The organism is Pseudomonas sp. GW460-12-10-14-TSB1 (genome assembly GCF_017349775.1).
GTDB classification, from domain to species: Bacteria; Pseudomonadota; Gammaproteobacteria; order Pseudomonadales; family Pseudomonadaceae; genus Aquipseudomonas; species Aquipseudomonas piscium.
On record NZ_JACNAC010000005.1, the window covers coordinates 47,762 to 65,968 of the forward strand.

An 18,207-nucleotide genomic window follows, 5' to 3' on the forward strand; every position below is an offset into this window, starting at 1 on the left:
TGATTCAAAAAAAGGGCGGCGAGTATAGCGCAAAGCAAGCTCCACGGACCACCGTTCGGCCTGGAGCCTCTGTAACCCTTGCCCTGTAGCCGCTGCCGAGCAGCGCGAGGCTGCGATTGGCCCGGGCGGCATTCCGATGCGCTCGGTCAGGTATGCCGAGGAGGCAGGTTTGCGACGGCTGCGCTGCCGATCGCAGCCTCGCTGCGCTCGGCAGCGGCTACAGACGTCAGCTATCAGAGATATCGGAGTTACGGGATCGAGGGTGGCCAAACGCGGCCAAATATGGAACCTTTTAAAAGGTGGAGGCGTCCACTCCCCTGTTACGAGTTTTCGTCAGGGGTAGAAAAATCAGCAAGTTAGCCTGACGAGGCTATGCGTATGGCTCGATCCCGCGCTGTTTCCAGCGCAGCGACGAGCTGCTTCTCGCGACCGTTCTTTTGGCAGCCAGGTATGGCCTTGCCACACGAAAGAAGGCTCGCCGACATAAAAAAGGAGTCCGCCTGTGGCTATTCGCTATGGCAAAGGGCTGATAGGAGGCGCGGCGGTCATCGCTCTCCTGGCCCTGCTGGTCCACTGGATCGGCATCAGTACGATCGAACACTACCGCGACGATCTGTTGTTTTACCTGCAAGCCCATCTGTACCTGGTACTCGCTTCAATGTTCGCCGCCCTCGTGGTGGGGATACCCGCCGGCATCTTCCTCAGCCGACCGCAGATGGTCGGGCGTGCCGAGCGCTTCATGCAGTTGTTCAACATCGGCAACACCGTCCCTCCCCTGGCCGTCCTGGCCATCGCCCTGGGGATCCTCGGCATCGGCAGCGGGCCGGCCATCTTCGCTTTGTTCCTCGCCTCCTTGCTGCCCATCGTGCGCAACACCTACGAAGGCCTGAAAAACGTCCAGGGCTCCCTCAAGGAAGCCGCCGTCGGCATCGGCATGACGCCGCGCCAGGTACTGTGGAAAGTCGAGCTGCCCAACGCTGTGCCGATCATCATCGGTGGCGTGCGCGTGGCCCTGGCGATCAACGTCGGCACCGCGCCGCTGGCCTTCCTGATCGGCGCCAACAGCCTCGGCAGCCTGATCTTCCCCGGCATCGCCCTGAACAATCAGCCGCAACTGCTGCTCGGCGCGGCCTGCACCGCCTTGCTGGCCCTGCTGCTCGACGGCCTGGTGACACTGGCCAGCCGCCTCTGGCTGGAACGAGGCCTGCGCCCGTCTTAAGCCTGCGCGAAGGAATTCACATGAAAAAAATAGCTTTGATCATAGGCTGCGTCCTGCTGTGCGCGGGAATTGCCCAAGCCGCGCAAAAGCCGGTGATCCGCATCGGCGCCCGGGTCTTCACCGAGCAGACGCTGCTGGCGGAAATCACCTCGCAGTACCTGCGCAGCAAGGGCTACGACACCCGGGTCACCGGCGGCCTGGGCAGCAACCTGGCGCGCAGCGCCCACGAAAGCGGGCAGCTGGACATGCTCTGGGAATACACCGGGGTGTCCCTGGTGGCCTACAACCACGTGACGGAAAAACTCGACAGCCAAGAGTCCTATGAGCGGGTCAAGGAACTCGACGGGAAAAAAGGCCTGGTCTGGCTGACGCCGTCGAAGTTCAGCAATACCTACGCCCTGGCCCTGCCGAAAAACGTCGCGGACGCATACCCGCAGATCAACAGCGTCAGCGACCTGAAACACGTCCTCGACGCCGAACGCCAGGACCACCACCTGATCGCCCTGGACACCGAGTTCGCCAACCGCTCCGACGGCCTGCAAGGCATGGTCGAGCTGTACGGCATGGACCTGACCCGAAGGAACATCCGGCAGATGGACGCCGGGCTGGTCTACACCGCCCTGCGTAACGGCCAGGTGTTCGCCGGCCTGGTCTACACCACCGACGGCCGGCTCAATGCCTTCAATCTGAAGTTGCTGAACGACGACCTGCATTACTTCCCCGACTACACCGCGGCCCCCGTGGTGCGCCAGGCCTACCTCGACGCCCACCCGCAACTGGCCGCCGACCTCAAGCCGCTGGCCGAACTGTTCGACGACCAGACCATGCGCCAGCTCAACGCCCGGGTCGACGTCGACCATGAAAGCCCATCCGCCGTTGCCGCAGATTTCCTGCGCCGGCATCCACTGAATTGAGGGAGGAAAAAGCCATGGAATTGCTCAACGCCTTTTCCCATCTCGACTGGCAGCAAGTCATCCAGCTGACCTGGCAGCACATCACTCTGGTGGGCATCGCCGTGACCCTGGCGATCCTCTTCGGCGTGCCCCTGGGGATCCTGATGACCCGCTTCCCGACCCTGGCCGGTCCACTGCAAGCCAGCGCCACCGTGCTGCTGACCATCCCGTCCATCGCCCTGTTCGGCCTGCTGCTGCCGTTCTATTCCAAGTTCGGCCAGGGCCTGGGGCCGCTGCCGGCAATCACCGCGGTGTTTCTCTATTCCCTGCTGCCGATCATGCGTAACACCTACCTGGCGCTGACCGGCGTCGAGCCAGGGATCCGCGAAGCCGCCCGCGGCATCGGCATGACCTTCGGCCAGCGCCTGCGCATGGTCGAGCTGCCGATCGCCGTGCCGGTGATCCTCGCCGGCGTACGCACCGCCGTGGTGATGAACATCGGCGTCATGACCATCGCTGCCACCATCGGCGCCGGCGGCCTGGGTGTGCTCATTCTTGCTTCCATCAGCCGCAGCGACATGTCGATGCTGATCGTTGGCGCCGTGCTGGTCAGTCTCCTGGCCATCTTCGCCGACCTGCTTCTGCAATGGCTGCAACGCTCGCTGACTCCAAAAGGACTGCTCAAATGATCGAACTTCAGAACCTGACCAAGACCTTCCAAAGCAACGGCAAGACCATCACCGCCGTTGACTCCGTAAGCCTGACCGTCAATGAAGGTGAAATCTGCGTGTTCCTCGGGCCATCGGGCTGCGGCAAGAGCACCACGCTGAAAATGATCAACCGCCTGATCATGCCCACCTCGGGCAAGGTGCTGATCAACGGCGAGGACACCACCGGCCTGGACGAAGTGACCCTGCGCCGCAACATCGGCTACGTGATCCAGCAGATCGGCCTGTTCCCCAACATGACCATCGAGGAAAACATCGTGGTGGTGCCGCGTCTGCTGGGCTGGGACAAGCAGAAATGCCACGAGCGCGCCCGCGAGCTGATGAGCATGATCAAGCTCGAACCCAAGCAGTACCTGCATCGTTATCCCCGCGAGCTGTCCGGTGGCCAGCAACAGCGGATCGGGGTGATCCGCGCGCTGGCGGCCGATGCGCCGCTGCTGCTGATGGACGAACCTTTCGGCGCGGTCGACCCGATCAACCGCGAGATGATCCAGAACGAGTTCTTCGAGATGCAACGGGCGCTGAACAAGACCGTGATCATGGTCAGCCACGACATCGACGAAGCCATCAAGCTCGGCGACAAGATCGCCATCTTCCGCGCCGGCAAGCTGCTGCAGATCGACCACCCGGACACCCTGCTGGCCCATCCGGCGGACGACTTCGTCAGCAACTTCGTCGGCCAGGACAGCACCCTCAAGCGCCTGCTGCTGGTGAAAGCCGAGGACGCCGCCGACAACGCACCCTCGGTGAGCCCGGAAACTCCGGTGGCCGACGCCCTGGAACTGATGGACGAACACGACCGCCGTTACCTGGTGGTGACCTGCGCCGAGAACAAGGCCCTGGGTTATGTACGCCGCCGCGACCTGCACCGCCAGGCCGGCACCTGCGCCCAGTACCTGCGCGAGTTCAACGCCACCGCGGCCTACGACGAACACCTGCGCATCCTGCTGTCGCGGATGTACGAGTTCAACCGTTCGTGGCTGCCGGTGCTGGATGCCGAGCGGGTGTTCCTCGGCGAGGTGACCCAGGAATCGATTGCCGCCTACCTCAGCTCCGGGCGCTCGCGGGGGATGAAGACCAATATCGTTTCCCCAGCGGAAGCCGTGCTCGCCTGATAGCGCAAATCGCCCGGTAAAAATGCAAAAACCTGTAGGAGCCAGCCTGCTAGCGATAGGGCAATATCAGCCAAAGCTGTCTTGATGATGAAACTGTCATCGCCAGCAGGCTGGCTCCCACAGGTTCGGTGCGATTTTTCAGTGCTCCACAGGCCGGAAAAAAATATCAACACCCATCCCCGTGAAAGCTGTCCGAAAACTCCTTCCGAAACAGCCAACCCCCTCTCCATACCCTTCTCTCGCCGCCAACGTCGCCGATGTTGACGCCATCGCACTTATCGACGACTTGGCAGACAACAGCATCGAACGTGCAGGTATTTTTAACACTTCAAAATTCCCGGGGAACATCTGTCCGTCATCTGGGTCGGCTACAAAGAGTGATGCCCGCGTCGCACGTCAGAAGCGTGCAAAAACGCGACATTTTTAGTTGATCTCAGGCCCCTCACGCCCTAAAGTTCGCGCCGAACGTCCATGCTGGAAACGATCCATCCGGCTCAAGTACTGACGACGAGACAGCAAGGCCAAGGGCAGCGACCCATGGCCTTTTTGCTTTCGGCGACATGCCTTGGGAAGTAGGCGAACCAAAGTGGGGATACGGAGGACGTTCATTTGCACCCATTGTTTTTACCCGTTTGCCATTAGGAGCTCCCAGGTATGTCGATTCAGGTCGAAGACTATTTCGCGCGCGAAACCTTTCAGAAAATGAAGGCGTTCGCCGACAAGCAAGAAACCCCGTTCGTGGTCATCGACACCCAGATGATCGCCCAGGCCTACGATGACCTGCGCGCCGGTTTCGAGTTCGCCAAGGTCTACTACGCGGTAAAAGCCAACCCGGCCGTCGAAATCATCGACCTGCTGCGGGAAAAAGGCTCGAACTTCGACATCGCCTCGATCTACGAGCTGGACAAGGTGCTGAGCCGCGGCGTCAGCCCGGACCAGATCAGCTACGGCAACACCATCAAGAAATCCAAGGACATCCGCTACTTCTACGAGAAGGGCGTGCGCCTGTATGCCACCGACTCCGAAGCCGACCTGCGCAACATCGCCAAGGCCGCGCCGGGCTCGAAAGTCTATGTGCGGATCCTCACCGAAGGCTCGACCACCGCTGACTGGCCGCTGTCGCGCAAGTTCGGCTGCCAGACCGACATGGCCATGGACCTGCTGATCCTCGCCCGCGACCTGGGCCTGGTGCCATACGGCGTGTCGTTCCACGTGGGTTCGCAACAGCGCGACATCAGCGTCTGGGACGCGGCGATCGCCAAGGTCAAGGTGATCTTCGAACGCCTGAAGGAAGAAGACGGCATCCACCTCAAGCTGATCAACATGGGTGGCGGCTTCCCGGCCAACTACATCACCCGTACCAACAGCCTGGAAACCTACGCCGAGGAAATCATCCGCTTCCTCAAGGAAGACTTCGGCGACGAGCTGCCGGAAATCATCCTCGAGCCAGGCCGTTCGCTGATCGCCAACGCCGGCATCCTGGTCAGCGAAGTGGTGCTGGTGGCGCGTAAATCCCGTACCGCCGTGGAGCGCTGGATCTACACCGACGTGGGCAAGTTCTCCGGCCTGATCGAAACCATGGACGAAGCCATCAAGTTCCCGATCTGGACCGAGAAGAAAGGCGAGACTGAAGAAGTGGTGATCGCCGGCCCGACCTGCGACAGCGCCGACATCATGTACGAGAACTACAAGTACGGCCTGCCGCTGAACCTGGCCATCGGCGACCGCCTGTACTGGCTGTCCACCGGTGCCTACACCACCAGCTACAGCGCAGTGGAATTCAACGGCTTCCCGCCACTGAAATCCTTCTACGTATAAGCGCCACGCCGTAACGAAAAAGCCCATGACGTGTCATGGGCTTTTTTATGCCTGCGCGATGGCGGTGGCTTACGCCTATGTAGCGAACACGTTGCCTCTGTAGGAGCGAAGCTTGCTCGCGATAGGCCGAAGGCCGGTGGCGGCCTTGATACCGCCATCGCGGGCAAGCCTCGCTCCTACAGAAGCTGTTGAGCTAACGCTTCGCGGTCGGTTTCATTCCCTAACTGCGCCGCACGCTGGTGATACGCCAGGGCCAGGTCGCGGATCTGCGGATGAGCGGCCTGCAACAAAGCGCCACGGGCGACCCGCAGGAAGTTCAGGTTGCCGCCTTCCAGGGCCTTGTTTAGCCAACCCAGCGCCTCATCGATACGCCCGGCATCGGCCAGCACCGCGGCGTGGCTGAACTGCCCACGGAAATCCCCGCCCTCGGCGGAACGGCGATACCAGTCGCAGGCCGCCGCAACATCCCTCTGGCAGTGACGCCCCTCCTCCAGATAACGGCCCAACAGGTTCATGGATTTGGCATGGCCCATGGCCGCCGCGCGGCGGTAGCAGTTCAAGGCCAGGGCGTGGTTTTCAGCGACCCCGCGACCGGTGGCCAGCAGGTTGGCGTAGTTGTACAGCGCCCAGTCCAGCCCGGCTTCGGCCGCCTGGCGATAATGCCCGGCAGCCGCCTTGGCATCGGCCTCGCGACCCCAGCCGTGTTCAGCGCAACGCCCCAGCATATTGCGCGCCATCAGGTGCCCGCCCTTGGCGGCGATCGTGAACCAGCGCAGCGCTAGCGCCTGATCCTGCTCGATGCCCAGGCCGTCGAGCAGAATCTGCCCGAGCAGCGCCTGGGCATCCAGCACGTCCTCCCCGGCCGCCAGCAGGATCGCCTGGGCAGCCCGGGCCGGGCTCTGTTCGAGCATGGCGCGCAGTTGCTCGCCGTCGAGGACTTCCTCGCGGCGTAACTGGAAACTCACGGTCTACACCTCGACCCAGCGGCGCAACAGGTTGTGGTAGGTGCCGGTCAGGCGGATCAGCGACGGATGATCCGGCATGTCGCGGGTCAGTTGCTGGATCGCCTCGTCCATCTCGAACAGCAGGGCGCGCTGGCTGTCTTCGCGCACCAGGCTCTGGGTCCAGAAGAACGACGCATAACGGGTGCCGCGGGTGACCGCATTGACCTTGTGCAGGCTGGTGCCCGGGTACAGCACCATGTCGCCGGCCGGCAACTTCACCCGCTGGGTGCCGAAGGTGTCCTGGATTTCCAGCTCGCCGCCGTCGTAGTCCTCCGGGTCACTGAAAAACAGAGTCGACGACAGGTCGGTCCGCACCCGCTCGACACTGCCCTTGGGCTGGCGCACGGCGTTGTCGATATGGAAGTCGAAACTGCCACCGGCGCTGTAGCAGTTGAGCAGCGGCGGGAAAACCTTGTGCGGCAGCGCCGCCGACATGAAGCGCGGATGCTGCCACAAGCGCTCGAGCATCGCCGCGCCGATTTCCTGGGCCAGCGGATGGCCTTCGGGCAACTGCAGGTTGTGCTTGGCCTTGGCCGACTGATAACCGGCGGTGATCTTGCCATCGGCCCAGTCCGCCTGCTCCAGGGCCTCACGGATACGCAGCACTTCTTCACGGGAGAACAGGCCGGGAATATGCAGGAGCATGAGGCAATACCTGAAAGCAAAGGGACGCAAATGATATTGATTCTTATTGCAAATGTAAAATGCGCAGACGAATGAAAACGTAAAAACCGTAAAGGGAAATTGTAAAGAATGTAAATTCCGTGCGAATAGCAATATTTCGCAATTGATACAAATACTTGTTCGCCTTATATTCCGCCGCCTCAAATCCTTGGGGAGGGGAATCACCATGTCGCGCCAACAACCACAATTACCGCTCGGTTCACCACGCCTGCTGGCGTCTGCAATTGGCGTGGCGATCACCGCCGGCTCCGCAGCCCATATGGCTTTTGCCGCGGAAAACACCGAGAAGAAAGCCGCGGGCAATGCCATTTCCCTGGATGCCACCAGCATCACCGGTGAAGCCCAGGACCAGACGTCCTACCAGGTCGAAAAGGCCTCGTCGCAGAAGTACACCGCGCCGCTGGTCAACACGCCGCGCTCGGTCACCGTGGTGCCTCAACAAGTCCTCAAGGACACCGCCGCCACCTCGCTGCAGGATGCGCTGCGCACCGTGCCGGGCATTACCTTCGGCGCCGGCGAAGGCGGCAACCCGCAAGGCGACCGTCCGTTCATCCGCGGCTTCGACGCCCAGGGCGACACCTACCTCGATGGCGTGCGCGACACCGGCGGCCAGAGCCGCGAGATCTTCGACATCGAATCGATCGAAGTCAGCAAGGGCCCCAACTCCTCCTTCGGCGGGCGCGGCTCGGCCGGTGGCAGCCTCAACCTGGTGAGCAAGACGCCCAAGCAGCAAGACTTCCTCAACGGTGGCTTCACCTATGGCTCCGACCAGACCCGCCGTTATGTGCTGGACGTGAACCGCCAGTTCCTCGACAGCGCCGCCTTCCGCCTGAACCTGATGAGCCACGAGCAGAACGTGGCCGGTCGCGATGCCGTCAACTACGACCGCTGGGGTGTGGCACCGTCCCTGACCTTCGGCCTGGGCACCCCGACCCGCGTCAACTTCAGCTACTACCACATGGAAAGCGACGACCTGCCGGATTCGGGCATTCCCTATGGCTACAGCTCGGCCAGCGCCACCGCCCACAAACATGACAAACCGACCGACGGCGGCGACAGCGACAACTTCTATGGCTTGAAGGATCGTGACTTCCGCAAGACCCGCGCGGACATCAGCACCATCTCCATCGAGCACGACCTGAACGACAACATGACGCTGAAAAACACCCTGCGTCATGGCAACACCGGCCAGGACTACATCCTCACCCAGCCGGACGACAGCAAGTTCAACGTCAACAAGTACGGCACCGTGTGGCGTCGCGCCAACTCGCGGGTGTCCACCACCGAAACCACCACCAACCAGACCGACCTGTTCGGCGAGTTCCAGGCCCTGGGCTTCAAGCACAACTACTCCACCGGTCTTGAGTTCACCGGCGAAGAGACTCGTGTCAGCAGCTACAACATCGCCGGCAACACCGCCAAGGTCTGTAATCCGGGCAGCATCCCGAGCTGCACCTCGCTGAGCAACCCGAACCCGGACGATGCCTGGACCGGCGCGATCAGCCGCAACTACTACGGCACCAACACTAAAGCCACCAGCCGCGCGGCCTATGTGTTCGACACCATCGAACTCGATCCGCAATGGCTGCTGAACGTCGGCCTGCGCTACGACACCTTCGACACCGTGGCCAATACCGACACCGCCACCGGGCGCACCAAGATCAAGGACGACAGCCAGTTCTGGAACTGGCAGGCCGGCCTGGTGTGGAAACCGACGGACAACGGCAGCGTCTACGCCTCCTACGCCACCTCGGCCTCGCCAGCGGGCGGCCTGGTCGGCGAAGGTTCGGACGGCAACCCGCTGTCTGCCGGCGCCAGCGTCAGCGACCTGCAACCGGAAGAAACCGTCAACTACGAGCTGGGCACCAAGTGGGACGTGTTCAACGACCGCCTGTCCCTGACCGCCGCGGTGTTCCGTACCGAGAAGAAAAACACCCGCATCCTGGTGGACGCCCTGACCTACCAGAACGCCGGTGAATCCCGCGTCGACGGTCTGGAACTGTCGGCCAGCGGCAAGATCACCGACAAATGGCAAGTCTTCGCCGGCTACAGCTACCTGAAAAGCGAGCTGGTGGACCCGGGCTTCAACGGTCGTAACGGGGTGATCAGCGCCGGTTCGAACAAAGGCAATGAAATGCCGAACACACCGAAAAACAGCTTCAGCCTGTGGACCACTTATGAAGTGATGCCGAAGCTGACCGTGGGCGGCGGTGCGTTCTATGTCGACGAGGTGTATGGCGATGCCGGCAACACCGTGTATGTGCCGTCCTACACCCGCTACGACGCCATGGCCAGCTACAAGCTGAGCAAGAACGTCGACCTGCAGCTGAATGTGCAGAACCTGACCGACAAGACCTACTACGACAAAGCCTACTCGGCGCACTTCGCCAACCAGGCAGCCGGCCGTACCGCCTTGTTCACCACCAACTTCCACTTCTGACGAGGTGGAACGCGACGCCTGGCGCATCCGGGCGTCGTAGCGGTAACCACCTGAGCCCCACGCATTTCGATGAGTGGGGCTTTTGTGCGTAAGAAAGAATGTTTCTCGACAACTCACGGCATAATGCGCGCCGTGGCACAGACTTAAGAACCAACGAGGCGGTCGATGTGTTGAAGAAAACCCTGTTCCAGTTGCACTGGTTTTTCGGCATCAGCGCCGGCCTGGTCCTGGCCTTGATGGGCATTACCGGAGCGACCGTGTCGTTCCAGGATGAAATCCTGCGTGCCCTCAATCCCTCCACACTGCAGGTGGAAAAACAGCCGGCCGGCGTCCTGCCACCCGCCGAGCTGGTGGAAAAAATCCAGGCCGCCTCAGGCAAGACCGTGTCGATGCTCACCGTGGAGGCCGACAGCGGCAACGCCGCCCGCGTGTGGTTCACCCCGCCACCGGGCCAGCGCCGCGGCGAGATGCGCTATTTCGACCCCTACACCGGCGAGTTCATGGGCACTGCCCTGGGACAGGACTTCTTCGGCCTGATGCTGCAACTGCACCGCTTCCTGGCCATGGGCGACAGCGGCCGGCAGATCACCGGCGCCTGCACCCTGATCCTGATCTTCTTCTGCCTGTCCGGCCTGTACCTGCGCTGGCCGCGCCAGGTGGCGAGCTGGCGCGTCTGGCTGACCCTGGACTGGGCGAAAAAAGGCCGTGGCTTCAACTGGGACCTGCACGCCGTGGCCGGTACCTGGTGCCTGCTGTTCTATCTATTGGCGGCGCTGACCGGTCTGTCCTGGTCCTACGAGTGGTACAACAAGGGCCTGAACAAACTGCTGGCCGACTCGCCACAGAGCCAACGCATGAAAAGCCGTGGCGCGCCGCCCCAGGGCCCGGCGCCGACCGCCGACTACAACGCCATGTGGCTGGGCATCTACAGCACCGCCGGCAAGGACCTGAGTTCCTACAACATCCGCATGCCAGCGGTGGCCGGCCAGCCGGCGACCGTGTTCTATCTGCTCAAGAACTCGCCCCACGACCGGGCGCTGAACCAGATCACCATCGACCCTAACAGCGGCGTGGTCAGCCGCCATGACCGCTACAGCGACAAGAGCCTCAAGGCGCAGTTGCTGACCAGCATCTATGCCCTGCACGTGGGCAGCTACTTCGGCATTGTCGGGCGCATCCTGGTGACCCTCGCTTCGCTGACCATGCCGCTGTTCTTTATTACCGGCTGGCTGCTGTACCTGGATCGCCGGCGCAAGAAACGCCAGATCAAGGACGCGCGCCAGGGCCTGAGCACCGACACCGGCGATGCTTCGGCCTGGCTGATCGGCTTCGCCAGCCAGAGCGGTTTCGCCGAACAACTGGCCTGGCAGACCGCCGGGCAATTGCAGGCCGCCGGCGTACCGACCAAGGTCCAGCCGCTGGCCAGCGTCAGCGAGCAAGACCTGCTGAACACCCAGAACGCGCTGTTCGTAGTCAGTACCTTCGGCGACGGCGAAGCGCCGGACAGCGCCCGCGGCTTCGAGCGCAAGGTGCTGAGCCGCGCCTTGTCCCTGGAGAATCTCAAGTACGCCGTACTGGGCCTGGGCGACCGGCAATACCCGCACTTCTGCGGTTTTGCCAAGCGCCTGCATGGCTGGCTGGCCGAGCATGGCGGCAACACCCTGTTCGCTCCGGTGGAAGTCGACAGCGGCGACAGCTACGCCCTGCGCCACTGGCAGCAGCAACTGGGGCAACTGATCGGCCAGGCGCCGGTGGACCTGTGGCAGGCCCCCGCCTACGACAACTGGACCCTGAACCAACGCCTGCTCCTCAACCCCGACAGCAGCGGCTCCGGCGTTTACCTGCTGGGCCTTACCCCACCGCAACCGAGCAGCTGGCTCGCCGGCGACCTGGTGGAAGTGCTGCCGCGCAACTGCGCATGGGCCATCGAGTTCTTCCTCGACGGCCTGGGCCTGGACGGCAGCGCCACGGTGCAGCTCGACGGCCTGACGGAAACCCTGACCCAGGCCTTGGCCAGCCGCCAGCTCCCGGAAAACCGTGCCCATCTGGTGGGCCTGCACGCCCAGGCGCTGGTGGATGCCCTGGTGCCGCTGGCGATGCGCGAATACTCCATCGCTTCGCTGGCCAGCGACGGCCAGCTGGAACTGCTGGTGCGCCAGGAACGCCACCCCGACGGCAGCCTGGGCATCGGCTCCGGCTGGCTCACCGAGCATGCGCCGGTCGGTTCCAGCATCAGCCTGCGAGTGCGGCGCAACAGCGGCTTCCATCCGCCGGCCGAGCCTTGCCCGCTGATCCTGCTAGGCAACGGCACAGGCCTGGCCGGCTTGCGCAGCCTGCTCAAGGCGCGCATCGCCGAGGGCCAGCAAGACAACTGGCTGATCTTCGGCGAGCGCAACGCCGAGCATGATTTCTACTGCAAGGACGAGCTGCAGGAATGGCTGACCGCCGGCGACCTGCGCCGCCTGGACCTGGCCTTCTCCCGCGATCAGGCAGAGAAGATCTATGTCCAGGACCGCCTGCGCCAACAGGCCGAACGCCTCAAGCAATGGCTGGCCGACGGTGCCTCGATCTATATCTGCGGCAGCCTGCAAGGCATGGCCTCGGGGGTGGATCAAGTGCTCAACGAAGTGCTGGGCGCCGAGGTGGTCGAGCGCCTGATCGAGCAAGGCCGTTATCGCCGGGATGTCTATTGATCTGTAGGAGCGGCCGGTCGACGCTCGATTGCTCGCGATGAACGATAACGCGGTGTCTCAGACACACCGCGTCGCCCCCATCGCGGGCAAGCCTCGCTCCTACACCGGCTGCAACTTGCGCTCGAACACCGCCACCCCATCCAGGTCCCGCAGGATCACGCTCAACTCCCCGCTCTGCCCTTCGATCTGCACTTCGCCGAAGAACTGGAAACCAGCGAACGGCGAGGTGTTCTGCGCCGGCGGCGCCTTCTGGAACACCACCTCCGGGCCGAAGGTCTTGTCCAGCGCGTTGGGCCCGAAACTGCCGGCATTCAAAGGCCCGGCGACGAATTCCCAGAACGGCTCGAAATCCTGGAACGCTGCGCGGTCCGGGTGGTAATGGTGCGCCGCGCAGTAATGCACGTCCGCCGTCAGCCACACATGGTTGCGCACTTTGTGCTTGCGCAGGAACGCCAGCAACTCGGCGATCTCCAGCTCGCGGCCCTGGGCCGGGCCTGGGTCGCCGTTGGCGATCGCCTCCCAGCGCGGCACGCCGGGACTGACCTCGCCGTCCGGCACGCCGAGGCCGATGGGCATGTCGGCCGCCACCACCTTCCACTGCGCCTTGGAGTGCTTGAGCCCCTGCTTGAGCCAGTCCAGCTGCTCGCGGCCGAGGAACGGCTTGGCCGCGCCGAGGTTGTCGTCGTTGCCGCCGCGATAGCTGCGCATGTCCAGCACGAACACATCCAGCAGCGGCCCGTAGCTCAGTTTGCGATAGATCCGCCCGCCCTGGTCGGCGCTCTGCAAGCGCATCGGCGCATATTCCAGCCAGGCCTGCCGCGCGCGGCCCACCAGGGTGTGGATATCTTTGGTGGTGTAGCGCTCATCCAGCACCTTGCTCGGCGACCAGTTGTTGACCACCTCGTGATCGTCCCACTGCCAGATCTGCGGCACCTCGGCGTTGAAGCGCCGCACGTTCTCGTCCAGCAGGTTGTAGCGGTAGTTGCCGCGGTATTCGTCGAGGGTCTCGGCGACCTTGCTCTTGGCCTCGGTGGTGATATTGCGCCATACCCGGCCATTCTCGGTGGTCAGCTGCGCCGGCACCGGGCCGTCGGCGTAAATGGTGTCGCCGCTGTGGATAAAAAAGTCAGGCAGGCGCCGGCGCATGGCCTCGTAGATGCGCATGCCGCCGATGTCCGGGTTGATGCCGAACCCCTGGCCGACAGTGTCGCCGCTCCAGACAAAGCGGATATCGCGACGGGTCTGCGGCACGCTGCGTAAGTGGCCGAACCAGGGTTTGCTGCGCACGCCGGTCTGGGCGTCCTCGAAATACACCCGATAAAAAATCGCCTGGTCGGTGGGCAGCCCGCCCAGCTCGACCCGCGCGGTGAAGTCGGTGCGGGCATCGGCCAGGGGTGAGACAAACTTGCGCGGGTTGCTGAACAGGCTGCGGGTATCCCACTCCACCACCATCCGCGCCGGCCGGTCGGTACGGCTCCAGACCATCGCCCGATCGCCGAGCAGATCCCCGGACTGCACGCCATCGACCATCTTCGGCCGGTCCTTGCCCGAGGCAATCACCGCCGGCGCCAACCCCGGCAGCAACAGCCCTGCCCCCGCCACCTGAATCAAACGCCGCCGACCGAGAGTGAAATCGCTCATCGTGGATCCCTCCGACATAAACCGAAAAAGCAAACCTTAGTCAGCAGGGATGAAGCCCGTATGACAACGTGCATTCCAGGGCGCTGCGCGACACAAGGTGGGAACCGCCGACTGATAAACAACTTTCGCTCCGCCTGTGTCGCTTGTGCAAGGCCGCTTGACTCGCTCGGGATAAACCTCCAGACTTTTCAGGAACGATCATTCCAATACGGTGAATCCCGTGCGCGCTAAAGAGTTTGAGCCAGACGAAGTCGCTGACTCCGCCATGCAGGTGTTCTGGCAGCGAGGCTACGCCGCCACCTCGATCCAGGACCTTGTCGAAGGCACCGGCCTGTCGCGAAGCAGCCTGTACAACGCCTTTGAAAGCAAGAACGGCCTGTACCAGCAGGCCCTGCGCCGCTATCACCAACTGACCCAGGCCAATGTCGACCTGCTGTCCCAGTCCGAACCGGCAGCAGCGCTGGTTCGCCAACTGCTGATGCGCATCGTCGAGGATGAAATGGGCGATCCCCGCCAGCGCGGCTGCCTGGTGGCCAATGCCACCCTGGAACTGGCAGCCCAGGACCCGGCGGTCGCCGCCCTGGTGAGCCAGAACTTCCTGCGCCTGGAGAATGCGCTGGAACAGTTGCTCATCCGTGGCCAGCAGGAAGGAACCCTCGCCCCCGATAAAAAGCCGCGCGCCCTGGCACGCTTCATCGTCAACACCATCCAGGGCATGCGCGTCGTGAGCAAAGGCAGCCCACCGCAGGAGCGGCGCGAACGCCTCATGGATGTACTCGAGATAGCGCTGGAAGCGCTCTGACCAGCACCTGACGGCTGCGCCACACCTCGTTGCGCGGCCCTCGGGTTTTTATTCGCCCAGTTTTGGACTGATCGTTCCAGTTAAGCATTCAGCCATTTCCCAACCCTCGGAGTTACCCCATGACTATCGACCGCAAACCTCTCACCCTCGCCGTCCTTGGCACCGGCCTGATCGGCGCGCCCGTAGCACGCAACCTGAGCCAGCACGGCTTCCGGGTGAACGCCTGGAACCGCACGGCTGCCAAGGCGCAAGCGCTGGCCCCGGACGGCATCCAGGTATTTTCCAGCCCGGCTGACGCAGTACAGGGCGCGGACATCGTCCTGACCCTGCTCAAGGACGGCCCCAGCGTGCTGCAAGCCATGCAGGCCGCCGCCCCCGCGCTGTCGAAAGGCACCCTGTGGCTGCAGCTGAGTACGGTCGGCATCGAGGATACGGCCACCCTGGCCGCGTTCGCCGCCGAGCACGGCCTGGTGTTTTACGACACCCCGGTCCAGGGCACCCGACAGCCCGCGGAACAAGGCCAGCTGATCATTCTGGCCTCTGGCCCCGCCGCGGCGCGCGCGGATGTGCAACCGGTCTTCGATGCCATCGGCAAGCGCACCCTCTGGGTCTCCGAGCAGGTCGGCGCCAGCAGCCGCCTCAAACTGGCGCTCAATAGCTGGGTCTTTGCCTTGACCCATGGCATCGCCGAAAGCATCGCCATCGCCAAGGGGCTGGGCGTCGATCCGGCCTTGGTGGTCGATGTGGTCAAGGACGGGCCGCTGGACAGCGGCTACTTCCGGCTCAAGGCCGCCGCGATCCTGGCGGACGACTACAGCACCAGTTTCTCCATCGCCAACGCGGTAAAGGACGCCCGCCTGGTGGTCGATGCCGCGCTCCAGGCCGGCGTGCGGGTGGACGCCGCCCAGGCCGGGTTGTCGCGTTTCGAACGCGCCCTCGAGGCCGGCCATGGCGACAAGGACATGGCCGCCTCCTACCTCGCCTGACCCCACGACGCCTGCAAGCACTCACCGCTTTGCGGGCGCCCGGCACACATCCATAGACAGAGAGATTGCGTATGAGTATTCAGGGCAACGACGGCGCCCTTGCGGCGGCCCCGTTCGACACGCTTGATCAGGGGCTTCCCGTGTGGAAGTTGCTGGCCTTCACCATGGCGGGCTTCATCGCCATCATGACCGAAACCATGCCGGCCGGGCTGCTGCCACAGATCAGCCTGGGGCTGGGCGTGTCCGAGGCCCTGGCCGGGCAGTTGGTCACCCTCTATGCCCTCGGCTCGGTGCTGGCGGCCATCCCGGTCATCGCCGTCACCCGCAGTTGGCGGCGACGGCCGCTATTCCTGCTGGCCATCGCCGGGTTGCTGGTGTTCAACAGCGTCACGGCCCTGTCCACGGATTACCAGGTGACGCTGGTGGCGCGTTTTATCGCCGGCATGGCCGCCGGCGTGATCTGGGGCCTGCTGGCCGGTTACGCGCGGCGCATGGTGCCCCACCATCTGCAAGGCCGCTCGCTGGCCGTGGTGGGGATCGGCCAGCCCATCGCCCTGTCCATCGGCGTGCCCCTGGGCACTTGGCTGGGCACCTTGTTCGACTGGCGCGGCGTGTTCTGGATCATGTCGGCCCTGGCCCTGGTGCTGCTCGCCTGGGTCCGTTTTGCCGTGCCGGACTTCGCCGGCCAGACGCAGCGCCAGCGCCTGCCGATCCGACGGATCTTCCTGATGCCGGGCATACGTCCGGTGCTGTTGACGCTGTTCGCCTGGATACTGGCGCACAACATCCTGTACACCTACATCGCGCCCTACCTCACCTCCGTGGGCCTGGGGCAGCGGGTAGACAGCGTGCTGTTGCTGTTCGGTGTCGCCTCCATCGTCGGCATCTGGATCACCGGCCTGCTGGTGGATCGCTGGCTACGCCGGCTGACCCTGCTCAGTCTGGCGGTGTTCACCCTGGCCGCGCTGATACTGGGTTTCGCCAATGGCTCCGCGCCCCTCGTACTGCTGGGCATTGCGACCTGGGGAATCACCTTCGGCGGCGCCCCCACGCTGCTGCAAACGGCGATCGCCGATACCGCAGGCGATAACGCCGACGTCGCGCAATCCATGCTGGTGACCGTGTTCAACCTCGCCGTGGCAGGCGGCGGCATCGCCGGCGGCCTGCTGCTGGAACACATGGGACCGGCATCCTTCCCCTGGGCCCTGGCCTTGCTCGCCCTACTGGGGCTGGCCGTAGCCTGGTCAGCCCGCCGCCAGGGCTTCCGCCCCGGTCAGCGAACTGTCGCGCCTTGAGGCGCTCGGTAGCCTAGTCATAAATGAGAGCGCCCCAGCCGGAGCGCTCCGCCTTATCGGGTGGCGGCTGGACGTGGGTTAGCAGACCAGGGCCCAGGAACCCGGCTCACCCGAAGGTGCCCCACGTACAGCCGCCATAACAAACCAGCCAGAACCAAACCGCCCGGATCGATCGCCACCTTCAGCAACGATTGCAGCTCAGAGACGATTGCCATCGAGCAAGGCATCCACCACACCACGCGCCATCTCCACGGAATGCACCAGCGACCAGATCAGGCCACGCTCGATACCGCTGGCGTGTTCGGTGATTTCATCGGAGACCTCCTCGGCGGATTTGAGCAGCATGGAAACGTGAAGCAACGCCTCTTCGGCGCTGATGCCTGGGCGGACGCTGAAGAGCGAGTTGTTGCCGATGGTGGCGCAGGCTGTTTCTTTAAGCGCTTTAAGCACCGAGCGGTTGGCCTCATCGTGCTTGAAATCGCACAAGCGACGAGCGCGAGAAACCTGGGGGACAGAATTTGGGCTTTTCATGATGCTCCTCCGAATAAATGGAGTCGCCATGACTCATCAGAACAAGTGAAACACCGAACGATGAACACGGGACCGAAATCCCCTGACCCGGGCTGCTAGTCCCGATCACTGAAAAACCAGTGACAAACCCGAGGCTAGACAGCGCCCTTCCCAGACGCAAGCGGCCCGGAGCTTCTCGGAAAAGCCTTACAAAGGAAAACGAAGAGCCTCACTTTCAGACAGCGTCTTACACAACAAAACTGTCATCCATAGGACCTGATACACACGATCCCTGTAGCCGCTGCCGCAGGCTGCGATAGGACCGAAGGTCCTCCAGCGGTCTCAAGCCCCCTGCGCCCGCTTCGCGGTCGATCGCAGC

General features: G+C 63.3%; 14 protein-coding genes. 10 read left to right on the plus strand and 4 right to left on the minus strand.

Annotated elements, in window-relative coordinates:
* The first annotated feature begins 502 nt into the window (after positions 1 to 502).
* The 5 genes from J4D52_RS05025 (at position 503) to J4D52_RS05045 (ending at position 5,773) form a co-directional block, all read left to right on the plus strand.
* A complete protein-coding gene (locus J4D52_RS05025; protein WP_028681655.1) occupies positions 503 to 1,219 on the plus strand; it encodes an ABC transporter permease in 717 nt (238 codons plus the stop codon).
* 20 nt (positions 1,220 to 1,239) lie between these two features.
* Positions 1,240 to 2,133, plus strand: coding sequence for a glycine betaine ABC transporter substrate-binding protein (locus tag J4D52_RS05030; protein WP_102676268.1), 894 nt, complete (start codon positions 1,240 to 1,242; stop codon positions 2,131 to 2,133).
* A 14-nt stretch (positions 2,134 to 2,147) separates the two neighbouring features.
* Positions 2,148 to 2,801, plus strand: coding sequence for an ABC transporter permease (locus J4D52_RS05035; RefSeq protein ID WP_025806388.1), 654 nt, complete (start codon positions 2,148 to 2,150; stop codon positions 2,799 to 2,801).
* Positions 2,798 to 3,955: a betaine/proline/choline family ABC transporter ATP-binding protein gene (locus tag J4D52_RS05040; protein ID WP_025806387.1), complete on the plus strand. Its 1,158-nt coding sequence runs from the start codon at positions 2,798 to 2,800 to the stop codon at positions 3,953 to 3,955. The genes J4D52_RS05035 and J4D52_RS05040 overlap by 4 nt, the downstream gene beginning before the upstream one ends.
* A gap of 654 nt (positions 3,956 to 4,609) precedes the next feature.
* On the plus strand, positions 4,610 to 5,773 hold the full coding sequence (locus tag J4D52_RS05045; protein WP_025806386.1) for a type III PLP-dependent enzyme: 1,164 nt from the start codon (positions 4,610 to 4,612) through the stop codon (positions 5,771 to 5,773).
* A 176-nt stretch (positions 5,774 to 5,949) separates the two neighbouring features.
* Here the strand turns inward: J4D52_RS05045 and J4D52_RS05050 are convergent, their stop codons facing one another.
* Both J4D52_RS05050 and J4D52_RS05055 read right to left on the minus strand, forming a co-directional pair.
* The gene (locus J4D52_RS05050) at positions 5,950 to 6,738 is read right to left on the minus strand and encodes a tetratricopeptide repeat protein (RefSeq protein WP_102676267.1); all 789 of its coding nucleotides are present in this window, start codon (positions 6,736 to 6,738) and stop codon (positions 5,950 to 5,952) included.
* A gap of 3 nt (positions 6,739 to 6,741) precedes the next feature.
* Positions 6,742 to 7,422, minus strand: a complete 681-nt coding sequence (locus J4D52_RS05055; protein ID WP_102676266.1) for a Fe2+-dependent dioxygenase — start codon at positions 7,420 to 7,422, stop codon at positions 6,742 to 6,744.
* Positions 7,423 to 7,627: 205 nt separating this feature from the next.
* On the opposite strand from J4D52_RS05055, the gene J4D52_RS05060 reads away from it, so the two are divergent.
* Positions 7,628 to 9,901 carry a TonB-dependent siderophore receptor gene (locus J4D52_RS05060; RefSeq protein ID WP_102676265.1) on the plus strand — a complete coding sequence of 758 codons (2,274 nt, stop codon included), beginning with the start codon at positions 7,628 to 7,630 and terminating at the stop codon, positions 9,899 to 9,901.
* 167 nt (positions 9,902 to 10,068) lie between these two features.
* Complete coding sequence (locus J4D52_RS05065) at positions 10,069 to 12,594, plus strand: sulfite reductase flavoprotein subunit alpha (RefSeq protein WP_102676264.1); 2,526 nt, start codon at positions 10,069 to 10,071, stop codon at positions 12,592 to 12,594.
* A gap of 99 nt (positions 12,595 to 12,693) precedes the next feature.
* Here the strand turns inward: J4D52_RS05065 and J4D52_RS05070 are convergent, their stop codons facing one another.
* Positions 12,694 to 14,235, minus strand: a complete 1,542-nt coding sequence (locus tag J4D52_RS05070) for an alkaline phosphatase (protein ID WP_025806381.1) — start codon at positions 14,233 to 14,235, stop codon at positions 12,694 to 12,696.
* A 220-nt stretch (positions 14,236 to 14,455) separates the two neighbouring features.
* Between J4D52_RS05070 and J4D52_RS05075 the strand changes: the two genes are divergently transcribed.
* From J4D52_RS05075 to J4D52_RS05085, 3 genes are all read left to right on the plus strand, one after another.
* Positions 14,456 to 15,037 (plus strand): TetR/AcrR family transcriptional regulator, encoded by a 582-nt coding sequence (locus J4D52_RS05075; protein ID WP_025806380.1) that lies wholly within the window; start codon positions 14,456 to 14,458, stop codon positions 15,035 to 15,037.
* 119 nt (positions 15,038 to 15,156) lie between these two features.
* Positions 15,157 to 16,023, plus strand: coding sequence for an NAD(P)-dependent oxidoreductase (locus J4D52_RS05080; RefSeq protein WP_063428337.1), 867 nt, complete (start codon positions 15,157 to 15,159; stop codon positions 16,021 to 16,023).
* Between the two features lie 71 nt (positions 16,024 to 16,094).
* Positions 16,095 to 17,318 carry an MFS transporter gene (locus J4D52_RS05085; RefSeq protein WP_063428336.1) on the plus strand — a complete coding sequence of 408 codons (1,224 nt, stop codon included), beginning with the start codon at positions 16,095 to 16,097 and terminating at the stop codon, positions 17,316 to 17,318.
* Between the two features lie 198 nt (positions 17,319 to 17,516).
* Here J4D52_RS05085 and J4D52_RS05090 read toward each other — a convergent pair whose 3' ends face one another.
* Positions 17,517 to 17,849, minus strand: a complete 333-nt coding sequence (locus J4D52_RS05090; RefSeq protein ID WP_036998027.1) for a DUF6124 family protein — start codon at positions 17,847 to 17,849, stop codon at positions 17,517 to 17,519.
* Positions 17,850 to 18,207: the final 358 nt, after the last annotated feature.